This window comes from Paenibacillus sp. PL2-23 (assembly GCF_040834005.1).
In the GTDB taxonomy this organism is placed as follows: domain Bacteria; phylum Bacillota; class Bacilli; order Paenibacillales; family Paenibacillaceae; genus Pristimantibacillus.
In genome coordinates, this window is sequence record NZ_CP162129.1 from 5227492 (window position 1) to 5239970 (window position 12479).

A 12479-nucleotide genomic window follows, 5' to 3' on the forward strand; every position below is an offset into this window, starting at 1 on the left:
GAACAAATGTTCTATTATTGGAGGTTTTCATCAGTGTGCAATCAGACCGACAGAAATGTGATCTCACATGACGAAGCGTTTAAAAAACTGCTGCAAACCTTCTTCTCAGAGTTTTTAGATTTATTTTTCCCGGAAGTCAATCAACTGTTGGATCATTCGCATACTCGATTTCTCATGCAAGAACTTCTCGTCGATATCGTCGGTGAAGAGAGAAGAAGTGTAGACTTACTTCTTGAGACACGTTACAAGTCTTTGGACGCTTACGTGCTTGTACACCTTGAACCCCAATCGTATCGTCAATCGGACTTCAATGAACGCATGTATATTTACTTCAGCAGATTATTCGAGCGCCATCGCAAGCAGCATAAACTCATCATACCAATTGCCATTTATACGGCTGATGGTGTTAATGATGAGCCGAACACATTATCTATGGAGATTCCAGGACATACAATCCTGCATTTTCAATTTCTAAAAGTAGAGCTGCGCAAGCAGAACTGGCGAACGTTTATCGGGTCCAACAATCCAGTTGCTGCAGCATTGCTTGCAAAAATGGGTTATAATAAAGAGGAAGCAAGAGAAGTTCGGACCGCTTACCTTCGCATGATCCTCCAATTTCAAAAGGAATTGGACCGCGCGAAGCTTTCGCTTATTATGTCAGTTGCAGACCTTTATTTCAAACCAGACCCGATAATGGATGAAGAAATATTGTGTGACTTAAGCAAACAATATCCGGAATATGAGGTGACAATTATGGAGCTCATGCCCGCTTGGAAGCGTTGGGGATTTGAAGAAGGCCAGTTGAAGGGGCGCGAAGAAGGACGGGAAGAAGGACGAGAAGAGGGACGAGAAGAAGGCATACTTCTCGGACGTAATCTGACCATTCAGAAGTTGCTGGAAAAAGGATTCACGCCTGATGAAATTTCACGCACCCTGGACATACCATTGGGCGATGTCGTCTCCAATTCCACCAAGCGTGACTAATAGCTATCATCCTCATTATCATTCTTCCAGCTTAAAGCCCTGACCCAGCACCTCCGCCGTATTGCTAATAATGACGAACGCTCCTGTGTCGATCGCCCGCACCAACTGCTTCAGCTTCGGCACCTCGTTCTGACCCACGACGACCATCAGCACGGTTCGTCCTGTGCCCGTGTACCCGCCATGGCCGTCGAGACGCGTCAAGCCGCGGTCCAAATCATGCAGAATGGCCCCTGCCACTTCCTCGGTCTTCTCGCTGATGATGAAAGCCACCTTCGAGAGCTGAAGGCCGTTCTGTACAAAATCGATCGTCTTGCTCGTCACGAACAAGCCAATGAGCGCATACAGCGACACCTCCGGCGAGAAAATAAAGCCCGCCGCAATAATGACGCAGCCGTCGAACAATACAATCGCCAGACTATAGGGCAAGCCCGTCAGCCTGTACAGGATTTGCGCCGCCAGATCCAGACCGCCCGTCGAGCCGCCCCCGCGGAACACCAGTCCCAGCCCGAGACCAACACCTATCCCGCCGTAGATGGCAGCAAGGATCGGATTGTCCGTCGGAGAAGGCACATTCGCCGTCAACAGGACGAACAGCGGCAGAATAAGCGTACCCAGCAGCGTCTTCACCCCAAATTTTCTGCCCAGCAGGACGAGTCCACCGATAAAAAGCGGAATATTAATCGCCCACTGCGTCAAGGCGGGCATAAAGCCCGTCAGCTTCTGCACCAGAATGGAGATGCCGGACACCCCGCCTGACGCGATCCCGTTCGGCACCAGGAACAGATTAAAGCTGAGCGCCACGATCAGCGTGCCGACTAATAGCTGCATCAAATTCCATATCAGCTGCGCCTGCGGATTTTTGGGCTTTAGCATGTCACCGCGTTTCATCTTTCCCGCTTCCACTCGTATCATCCCCTGTTTCCAAAAAGAAGAGTTCCACACCATTACAGTGTTGGAACTCTTCCTCTAAGCTATGCAAGCCTATTTCCATTAATCGTGACGAATCTGATTGCGCAGGTACCCGTCGATAAACGCGTCCAGATCGCCGTCCATAACAGCGCCGACGTTGCCCGTCTCCACGCCCGTGCGATGATCCTTAACCATGCTGTAAGGATGGAAGACGTAGGAACGAATCTGGCTCCCCCACGCGATGTCCGACTGAACCCCGCGAATCTCGTCGAGCTCCTTCTTCTGCTCCTCGATCTTGCGTTCGTAGAGCTTCGACTTCAGCATCTTCATCGCGCGGTCGCGGTTCGCGATCTGCGACCGCTCCTGCTGGCAGGCGACGATGATGCCTGTCGGAATATGCGTAATCCGGATAGCCGACTCCGTCTTGTTGACGTGCTGGCCGCCCGCTCCGCTGGCGCGGTACGTATCCACCTTGAGATCCTCGGTGCGAACCTCGATCTCGATATTATCGTCGATCTCCGGCATGACGTCGCAGGAGACAAACGAGGTATGGCGGCGTCCCGCCGAGTCGAAAGGCGAGATACGGACGAGGCGATGCACGCCCTTCTCCGCCTTCAGATAGCCGTAGGCGTTGTAGCCCTTAACCGAGATCGTCACGCTCTTGATGCCCGCTTCGTCACCGTCCTGGTAGTCGAGCACCTCAACCTTGAAGCCGGATTTCTCCGCCCAGCGCGTATACATCCGGTACAGCATCATGCCCCAGTCTTGCGACTCTGTGCCGCCGGCGCCGGGATGCAGCTCCACAATGGCGTTCAGCTTGTCGTATGGCTGGTTCAGCAGCAGCTGCAGCTCGAAAGCCGACACCCGCTCCGTCAGCTTGGACACGCCTTCCACCACTTCGGCCTGCATCGCTTCGTCATTCTCTTCCTCAGCGAGCTCCAGCATCATCTGGAGCTCCTCCTGGTCGTCGCTCAGCTTCTGATACTGCTCGACGACCGATTTCACCGCGTTCAGCTCGGAGATGAGGCCCTGGGCCTTCTCATTGTCGTCCCAGAAATCGGGCATCGACATCTTCTCCTCGAAGTTCGCGATCATCTCATGCTTGAGATCTAAGTCAAAGAGACCCCCTGAGCTCTTGGAGCCGCTTCGCCATCTCGCGCAAATCCTGCTTCACCGTTATATCCAACATGGCTTTCGCTTCCCCTCAATCTATATCGTGCTATTGGCCGACGCCATGGCACTGCTTGAATTTCTTCCCGCTGCCGCATGGACACATATCGTTGCGCCCAACCGCTGCCTGGCGCTTCACCGGACGCTTCTCCGCCGCTTCTCCGCCGCCGCTTGTTGACGTCGTCTGGCCCTTGACCACCTCTTGGCGCTCCAGGTTGCTCTCGACGCGGGCCTTCATCATATATTTGGCAACTTCCTCTTGAATCGTCTCGATCATTTCCTTGAACATCTCGAAGCCTTCGAACTGGTATTCGCGCAGCGGGTCTGTGCCGCCGTACGCGCGAAGGTGAATGCCCTGGCGCAGCTGGTCCATCGCATCGATGTGATCCATCCACTTGCTATCGACGGCGCGCAGCACAACAACCTTCTCGAATTCGCGCATCGTGACTGGACCAAGCGCTTCCTCGCGTCTGTCGTACAGCTCCGTAATTCGGCCAAGGAGGAACTCGACGATTTCTTCCTTCTCTTTGCCCCAGATATCGTCCTTCGTCATGGTGCCCTCTTCGAGCAGGTTGGCATGCGCGTAGTCCACGATTGCCTGGTGCTCCCACTCCTCCGGAATATCCTCCGGACAATGCGCCTCGACGATCCGCTCCACGACAGGCTTGATCATCTCCATAACCTCGCCGCGAATGTCCTCCGACTCCAGAATGTCGCGGCGCTGCTTGTAGATAACCTCGCGCTGCTGGTTCATGACATCATCATATTGCAGGACAACCTTCCGCGTGTCGAAGTTGCTGCCCTCTACGCGCTTCTGCGCGGACTCGACAGCTCTCGAGATCATGCGGCTCTCAATAGGCTGGTCCTCATCCAATCCGAGACGGTCCATCATCGCCATGATATTGTCAGAACCGAAGCGGCGCATCAGCTCGTCCTGCAGCGACAGGTAGAATTGCGACGAGCCCGGATCGCCCTGACGGCCTGCGCGTCCGCGCAGCTGGTTGTCGATCCGTCTGCTCTCGTGACGCTCTGTACCAATAATGTGCAGGCCGCCCAGCTCGGCAACCCCTTCGCCCAGCAGAATGTCCGTACCGCGTCCCGCCATGTTCGTCGCAATCGTCACAGAGCCCGGCTGACCCGCGCGGGATATAATCTCCGCTTCCTCCGCGTGGAACTTCGCGTTCAACACCTTATGCGGCACGCCGCGGCGCTTCAGCATCTCGGACAGCTTCTCCGAGTTCTCGATCGAGATAGTACCTACAAGCACGGGCTGCTTGTTCGCATGGCGCGTCACGATTTCCTCCACAACCGCCTTGAACTTGCCGTTCTCCGTCTTGTAGACGACATCCGGAATATCCTTGCGGATGTTGGGACGGTTTGTCGGGATTTGGACAACGTCCAGCCCGTAGATCCGGCGGAACTCCTCTTCCTCGGTTTTCGCCGTACCCGTCATGCCCGACAGCTTGCGATACATCCGGAAATAGTTCTGGAACGTAATCGTCGCAAGCGTCATGCTCTCATTCTGAACCTTCAGCTGCTCCTTCGCCTCGATCGCCTGATGCAGACCGTCACTGTAACGGCGGCCGGACATGAGACGTCCCGTGAACTCGTCGACGATAACAACCTCGTCCTCCTGCACGACATAATCGACGTCGCGGCGCATTATGACATTCGCCTTCAGCGCCTGCTGGATATGATGGTTAATGAGAACATTCGCATGGTCGTACAAATTCTCAATGCCGAACGCGCGCTCCGCCTTCTCCACGCCCGCTTCAGTCAGAAGCACATTGCGAAGCTTCACATCGACCGTATAATCCTCCTCCACCTTCAGGCGGCTGACAAAACGGTCTGCGGCATGGTACAGCTCTGTCGACTTGGCGGCTTGTCCGGAAATAATAAGCGGCGTTCTCGCTTCGTCGACCAGGATGGAGTCCACCTCGTCAATAATAGCGTAATAGAGCGGACGCTGAACCATCTGCTCCTTGTACAGCACCATATTGTCACGCAGGTAATCGAAGCCGAACTCATTGTTCGTCCCGTACGTAATATCGCAGGCATAGGCCGCTTGCTTCTCCGCGTGGGACAAGCCATGCAGGTTGCAGCCCACCGTCATGCCGAGGAAGTTGTACAGCCGGCCCATGAACTCGCTGTCGCGCTGCGCCAGATAACCGTTGACCGTTACCACATGCACGCCGCGCCCCAGCAAGGCGTTCAAGTATACCGGCAGCGTCGCCGTCAGCGTCTTACCTTCACCCGTCTTCATCTCCGAAATCTTGCCTTCATGCAGAACGATGCCGCCCATCAGCTGAACGTCGAAGTGACGCTGGCCGTGTACCCGGCGCGATGCTTCGCGGCAAGTCGCGAACGCCTCCGGCAGAATCGCGTCAATATCCTCGCCCTTCTCCAGACGAGCCTTGAACTCCTCCGTCTTCGCGCGGAGCTCCTCATCCGAAAGCGGCGTAAACTTCGACTCCATGCCATTGATCTCGTCCACTATGCGCTGCAGACGCTTCACTTCTCGCTCGTTCGCGTCGCCGAATATCTTCTTCACTAATCCGAGCATGGTATTCCCCTCTTTCGGTAGTAGTACTATTTGTTTAAGATTGTAACAGTTTGTAGACACTGTCGCAATGTATGGAGGCATCCCAGCGGCAGCCGTTTGAACAAAACTGCCCCGACAGCAGCCCCAACATCAAGAAAGCCCCGCTCCATCAAGGAGCAGGGCTGTGTGTCTACTATATAAGGTAACGTATGGATTAGCTTTGCTCAATGAGCCCATACTTCCCGTCGCTGCGCTTATACACCACGTTGACTTCCTTGCTGTCAGCGTTCGCGAATACGAAGAAGTTATGTCCGACCATGTTCATCTGGAGAATCGCTTCCTCCACGTCCATGGGCTTCAGGGTGAATCGTTTCGTACGGACAAGCTCGAGATCATCTTCCTCCTCCAATACGCCTACTGCGGAGCCTTCTTCACGGAACAGGGCTCTCACTCCGCTGCCCTGTCTGAATTTGCGATTAACCTTCGTCTTGTGCTTGCGAATCTGGCGCTCCAGCTTATCGACCACAAGATCGATAGAAGCGTACATATCCTGGCTCTTCTCCTCGGCTCTGAGCATGACACCGACAAGGGGAATCGTTACCTCTACCGTATGCTGGCCCTTCGTAACGGATAGAGTAACGGTAATTTCGGAGGCGATTGGCGCGTCAAAATATTTCTCCAACCGGCTGAGTTTCTTCTCGGTATAATCTCTCAAAGCTTCTGTCACCTGAAAGCGTTGACCTCGAATGTTGTAAATCATGGGGCACTCCTCCTTTACATGCTCTTATTATAGCATATGCTAGAGCCCAGATCAAAATAGTTTTTAGTTTTTTAAGAATTTTCAGAAAACTATTGTAGAACAACATTTGCTATATATGCGCACTTTTACACGAATTATGACCACACGAAAAAAGCTCCGGTTTCCCGGAGCCCTGTGTGTAGGCACTGTCAATTGCACCATCTATACGTTGGCTAATAATAGCCGGATGATTACAGTTTGACTACGTTTGCAGCTTGTGGACCGCGTGCGCCTTCAACGATATCGAATTCAACCGCTTGGCCTTCTTCGAGAGTTTTGAAGCCTTCGGATTGGATCGCGGAGAAATGAACAAATACGTCGCCGCCTTGCTCAGTCTCGATGAATCCATAACCCTTCTCTGCGTTAAACCATTTCACTTTACCTTGCATTCGCAAACATTCCCTTCATCTTCAAATACTGTGAGGCATCGTTAAGGTCTGGCCCACAAATCGACTATACCACCGAGATCATGGAATTGTCAAACAATTTCTTGGAAGCGGATACATACTGTGTTTAATGTTCCTCTAGCCTGCTACTCAAGAGCAGGGCTATTCATTTCAACATCATATCCTTTTCGTAATCTTTAATTTGCCTTCTGCAGAGTTCTGTAAGATTTCCTCCATTTACGTATTCCAAGTGCCATTGGACCGTAGCTTGTAGTGCCTTTTCAAGAGGCCATGTTGGACTCCACCTAAGTAACTGCAAAGCTTTTGAGCAGTCCAACTTTAGATTATTAGCTTCATGTAAATTCTCCTGAGGAACCACAGTGTAATTATTATTAGTTTTAGATGGCCATATTTTTATTAACTGTTGTACAATCCATTCCACTGGTTTAGTGTCATATTCATTAGGACCGAAATTCCACGGTTCTGAGAACTCTGTTGGGTTTGAGTGCAAATTTTGGCAAAGAACCAAATACCCTGATAAAGGTTCAAGTACATGTTGCCAAGGGCGTACAGCCTTAGGGTTTCTAATTTGAATATCCACCCCTGCAGTTAACGCAGTTAATATGTCAGGAATCAATCGATTCTCGGCCCAATCCCCCCCACCAATTACATTCCCCGCCCTGGCAGTAGCAATACCAATACCTAGAGTGTTGTAAAACGATCTACGATAGGCCATAGTAATTAATTCTGAGCAAGCCTTACTACTAGAATAAGGATCAAATCCTCCAAGAGGTTCAATCTCACGATAACTCCAGTGCCACTCTTGATTTTCATAACATTTGTCTGTGGTAACATTCAATATGACCTGTAAAGAACCACAAGTCCGCGCCGCTTCTAGAACATTGACCGTGCCCATAATATTGGTTTGAAATGTATTTACAGGATCTGTATATGATTTTCTAACTAGTGATTGTGCAGCTAAATGGATAAGAATTTCGGGCTCAAATTCATCTATCGACTTTTGAAGTAATGTCAAGTCATTTATATCCCCAATCCTCGAGCCTTCAAATGTATCTTCGAGATTTGCTAAAGAAAATAATGAAGGCTCTGTTGGAGCTGCTAGTGAGTACCCATATACCTTTGCCCCCATGCTATTTAGCCATAAACTCAGCCAGCCACCTTTAAATCCTGTATGTCCTGTTAAAAAAACCTTCTTACCCTCCCAAAAACTTTGATTAACCGGTTGTGGTTTCCTCATACTAAAGACTCCTTACATCATTGAATTTCATTTGGTACATAGTGTAGCTTAAATTAAGCTTAGAATTAACATATTGCATCCCTTCTTCTTGCCCGCGTGCTAGAAGATTTGATATTTCATTAATTATTCTACTTTCATCTGTTTTTCGTTCAGAAGAAAAATTAATTATTGAAATTGGCTCAAATCCGCAGTTTTGAGCACAAGTATTTACCCATTCATTGATATATATTTTTTGATTATGAACAGTTTCTGATGCATTCAACATATTGTAGATAGCCTCGAAACTTATGCAATTAGACACCTTAAATATAAAGTGGCCATTTTGATTGAGCTTTTTACCAAAGTTTTTAAATATTCCTTCAAGATTATCTTCATAATAGTTTAGAGGCTGCTCGATATACACTAGATCATATGTTTCATCTAGATTGACAGGAAATTGAGCCAGTGATTCAATCACATCTACTCTTTCAGCAATTGTATTGAGATCTTTTATATATTTACTATCAGTAGTCAACACATGTAGCTGAGGTGTACAAAGACGCTTTGACCAAATGCGATTTTTAATTTGTAGCAGTGTAGCCCCGCACTTAACATCAATCCCCAGTATTGACTGAGTATGGTTCAATCCACTGAAATCAATTTTGTTAAAATCAGGTTGCATTCTTGCATCCGTCCAAGCATCTAACCCGTACTTATTAATAAAAATCTTTCTTCCCTCATCCAAAGAGTTGGTCAAATGATCACTGGCCGTTGTCAAACTTCCGTAATGATGTGCTACGGTATCTCCACAATATATAAGCTTATATCCCGCGCGCCTTATTCTAAAACTAATATCATCATCTAAAAATTCTCCTCTATAGAAACGAGTATCATAATACCCGATGTGATCTAACAATGCTGTAGGACAACACAAAACATTAGGTAATAATACAACTCTCTCTTCCCACTTAGAAGAATCACTTACATTGTACTCTTTAGCCCTCTGAAGAAAATCCTCTTTCGATATAAAGGGTATAGAAATCTGCTGCATATTGGAGATAGAAGTAGCTCCAGGCGATACAAAACCATAACTTGAGTCTGATTCTATACAGGTCAACAAATTCATCAACCAGTTAGGTGTGAAAATAAAATCATTACACACAGCAGCACAATACTTACCTTCTGCCGCCATTAAACCAATATTAAAACCTTTTACAAGATGAATGTTATGCTTTAAGTGAATAACTTTTGCATCTGGTATTGAATCAAAATACTCCTTCGTTCCATCCGTTGATCCGTTATCCACCAATATTAACTCATAATCGATATCAATTGTATGTGTTAATATACTTTCGACGCAATCACGTGTATAACTCAAATTATTATAAGCCAATAGAACTACACTGACTTTATAGCGCGCTTCTTGTCCTAATGCAACTATCTCTTCATGATTAATTGTATTTACTTCTGGATAAAGTCTAGGAAATTCATTTTTATCTATAACGTCTTCTAATATATATGCAACTTCAAATTCCAAAATTCTGAATAATGAACAAAAATGAAATCGGAAATCAAAAAGAAAATCTTCAACGTCATCTTCATTTAAAAGTCGCTTTAATTGATCAATATAATATAATAAATTTTCACTAATCTCATTTACTCGGTTTGGAAGCTCAAAATCTGTGATCGCTCCACTGATTGCATGTGTCAGGTCTACCATGTCATCCAGCATTAAGATATCAGAATTTCTTAATTCACCTTTTACAATACAACTTTTTAAATAACTAACACATTCATACCCCATATCAAGCAACTGAATAATTTGTGTAGCTAAGCTCTTCATTTAATACCCCTTTATTTTTGACATATTGTATGAATTTCAGGATTGAAATCGAACCATTGCATATCCTTTGATGAAATGATAGGTTCATCACGAATTGGCCACTCAATATCAAGTGTTTTATCGTCCCAGCGTAAACCTGACTCATGAGATGGAGTATAATATTCGCTAACCATATATTGAATATATACATTATCTGTAAGAGTCAAATACCCATGAGCAAATCCTTTTGGAACATATATAGACGTTCTATTTTCAGAAGAAAGCTCTACTCCGAACCACTTGCCAAAGGTCGTGCTATCTTGATTCAGATCTACAATTACATCAAATATTGCACCCTCAAAGCATGAAACAATCTTATCCTCGCAGTAAGGCGGCAATTGAAAATGCATACCACGTAGAGTATTTCTCAAATAGTTATATGCGATGTTCATTTGAGCCACTTCGAAGGAAACACCATGTGTAGCAAGCGTTTTTTTACAAAACCCTCTGGCGAAATATCCTCGGCTGTCTTCTAGTGGTTCTATCTCAATTAACATTGCTTTATTTAAAGGAGTGGACTTAATAAGCATAACTTCCTCCTCAATGTCGAGTGCTAATTTCCTACCGCCAATAACTGTCCTTGGAAATTTAGTGCATATAATTGTGATGTAATTTGCTCCTTATGAGAATTAGCGAATAGTATTACAATATCATACTGACTAACCGCCTCTCTTGTAGGTATTACAATTGGGATACCTGCAATATGCTGTCCATCTTTTTCATTATTGCTATCAAATATACAGTCGATTATCAATATCCCCTCTAACATAGCTAAGAAACTTGAAGATTCCGCCCCAGCCCCCCAAGCTGCAACTCTAGATCCATTTGGTATCCGGGAAACCAAATAATCTCTAGTAGATTCTCGCTTATTTCCAAATGTCACAGAAGGTCTAGAGCGCTTCCTGGCATAAAGTTCAAGCAAGTTAGGATCAGGGCTTGCCTGAACACAAATTATTGATAGTCCCGCCCTCTGAGCCATTGTCGCTAAGCTTGAGACTGAAAAATATTGAATATGATCTGTACATAAGTTGTAGTATAATCGTTCGGACATAATTCTTTGGCCATTTGGCACTTCGACTATCAATATGCCATCCTCATTCAATGATTGTGCTGCTAGCTCAAACAGAGCAGATGGCTGCTCAAGATGCTCAAGCACTTCAATCATACTTATTGCATCAAAGCCTGCATCAAATTTTAAACCTTCATGGAAATAATCCTGAATAATATTAAATCCTTTTTGTGCTGCTATAATTGCACTTCTCGCTGAGGGTTCTACACCATAAAGTTCGTTAAAATGCTCTTGTGCTAACTCCAGGTAATGTCCTACTCCACATCCTATATCTAAGAACCGCTCTCGTTTAGAAAGAAGTGATACTAGACGACTTATTTGTTGTTGACGTACTCGTTTAAAGCTTGATCCCCAATAAGATCCCATAGAATAATCTTGATAATATTCTTCGCTTAAATAAGTTGGAATTTGAGTATGCCCACATGAATAACAATGATAAATATCAAGATCTCTGAGTTCTAAATAATTGGTATTATAAACACTCATTAAATTATGTGGTGCACCTTCAAACGTCTCTAAATACGAACATTTTTGTCCACATATACAACAAATAATAAGTATCATTCCTCTCTTAATAAATTATTTCCTAGCCAACAATTCCCCCAACATTTTCTCAGTAAAGGAATACAAGTTTTCGGTTGGTGCTGCAATATCATAAATGCTTTTGAAATCAAATTTTTTAATCATTCCTTCTCCATACGGCCTATTAATATCTATGGATAGTCCATACTTCTTATATGCTATGTCTTGGACTAGCTTTGCCAATTCAAATACACTAATACTTTCCTTACCATTAACGTGTATAACTCGCCCTCCTGGTCGTTCCTGTAATACCCATAACACTTTTTTAAACAGGTCGGATATGCCAACAAAATTACGCAGTTGCAAACCTGATGTCATTAATGTTATTGTCTGTTTCTCAACAGCCTCTTTACAAAACAAAAAAGGAATAAGATTCCATCTTTTGAATTTCTCTAAATCTACTGGAACACCGAATAAATTTGAAGGCCTCAATATCCATGCATTCACTTCTTCCCTACGATCGAGCACCCCTATCGTTTGTTCTGCCATGTAATGAGACAACCCGTAATCATTTAAAGGTTCTGGTATTGTATTTTCAGTTAGCAATCCCTCTTGATTTCCGAAAACGTGGAAACTTGAAAAATATATAAAATTTTTAATATTGTTTTTTATACAGAAATCAAGAGCAGCACGAGTACCTGCGACACTTTCCGCTAACGCAGAATATTTATCGAACTTATAAAGTATTTCGTTGGGGGAAACCGTGTGAATCATAAAGTCAATGTCATTAATTTTCTGATTAACGACCTCACTAGGTTTCGAAAAGTCTAACTGCATGCTCGTTTTATTTGTCTTTCTGTTTCTAGTAGAAGATACAACGTTATATTCTTCCTGTTTCAACATTTCAGTTAAGTGCATTCCTATATAGCCATCAGATCCCGTAACTAATACATTTTGTCGTTTGCTCATATGCATACAC

11 protein-coding genes are annotated in these 12479 nt (G+C 45.7%); 1 reads left to right on the forward strand and 10 read right to left on the reverse strand.

Going from position 1 to position 12479, the window contains the following annotated elements; all coding sequences use genetic code 11:
- Positions 1-33: 33 nt before the first annotated feature.
- Complete coding sequence (locus AB1S56_RS23180; protein ID WP_340871031.1) at positions 34-984, forward strand: Rpn family recombination-promoting nuclease/putative transposase; 951 nt, start codon at positions 34-36, stop codon at positions 982-984.
- 18 nt (positions 985-1002) lie between these two features.
- Here AB1S56_RS23180 and AB1S56_RS23185 read toward each other — a convergent pair whose 3' ends face one another.
- The 10 genes from AB1S56_RS23185 to AB1S56_RS23230 form a co-directional block, all read right to left on the reverse strand.
- On the reverse strand, positions 1003-1857 hold the full coding sequence (locus tag AB1S56_RS23185) for a YitT family protein (RefSeq protein ID WP_340871110.1): 855 nt from the start codon (positions 1855-1857) through the stop codon (positions 1003-1005).
- 117 nt (positions 1858-1974) lie between these two features.
- Positions 1975-3082 (reverse strand): peptide chain release factor 2 gene (prfB, locus tag AB1S56_RS23190; protein ID WP_340871032.1). Its coding sequence is split into 2 segments (ribosomal slippage): positions 1975-3009 and positions 3011-3082, totalling 1107 coding nucleotides; the frame shifts between segments, so codons are not numbered across the junction.
- A gap of 30 nt (positions 3083-3112) precedes the next feature.
- The gene (secA, locus tag AB1S56_RS23195) at positions 3113-5626 is read right to left on the reverse strand and encodes a preprotein translocase subunit SecA (RefSeq protein ID WP_340871033.1); all 2514 of its coding nucleotides are present in this window, start codon (positions 5624-5626) and stop codon (positions 3113-3115) included.
- Between the two features lie 193 nt (positions 5627-5819).
- Positions 5820-6365: a ribosome-associated translation inhibitor RaiA gene (raiA, locus tag AB1S56_RS23200; protein ID WP_340871035.1), complete on the reverse strand. Its 546-nt coding sequence runs from the start codon at positions 6363-6365 to the stop codon at positions 5820-5822.
- 230 nt (positions 6366-6595) lie between these two features.
- A complete protein-coding gene (locus AB1S56_RS23205; protein ID WP_087569424.1) occupies positions 6596-6793 on the reverse strand; it encodes a cold shock domain-containing protein in 198 nt (65 codons plus the stop codon).
- Positions 6794-6956: 163 nt separating this feature from the next.
- Entirely contained in the window at positions 6957-8048 is a 1092-nt protein-coding gene (gene rfbG / locus AB1S56_RS23210; protein ID WP_340871040.1) for a CDP-glucose 4,6-dehydratase, read from the reverse strand.
- 1 nt (position 8049) lies between these two features.
- Entirely contained in the window at positions 8050-9870 is a 1821-nt protein-coding gene (locus AB1S56_RS23215) for a glycosyltransferase (protein ID WP_340871042.1), read from the reverse strand.
- 11 nt (positions 9871-9881) lie between these two features.
- Positions 9882-10439 carry a dTDP-4-dehydrorhamnose 3,5-epimerase gene (gene rfbC, locus AB1S56_RS23220; RefSeq protein WP_340871043.1) on the reverse strand — a complete coding sequence of 186 codons (558 nt, stop codon included), beginning with the start codon at positions 10437-10439 and terminating at the stop codon, positions 9882-9884.
- Positions 10440-10462: 23 nt separating this feature from the next.
- Positions 10463-11542: a class I SAM-dependent methyltransferase gene (locus AB1S56_RS23225; RefSeq protein WP_340871045.1), complete on the reverse strand. Its 1080-nt coding sequence runs from the start codon at positions 11540-11542 to the stop codon at positions 10463-10465.
- Between the two features lie 15 nt (positions 11543-11557).
- Positions 11558-12469, reverse strand: coding sequence for an NAD(P)-dependent oxidoreductase (locus tag AB1S56_RS23230; protein WP_340871047.1), 912 nt, complete (start codon positions 12467-12469; stop codon positions 11558-11560).
- Between the last annotated feature and the right edge of the window lie 10 nt (positions 12470-12479).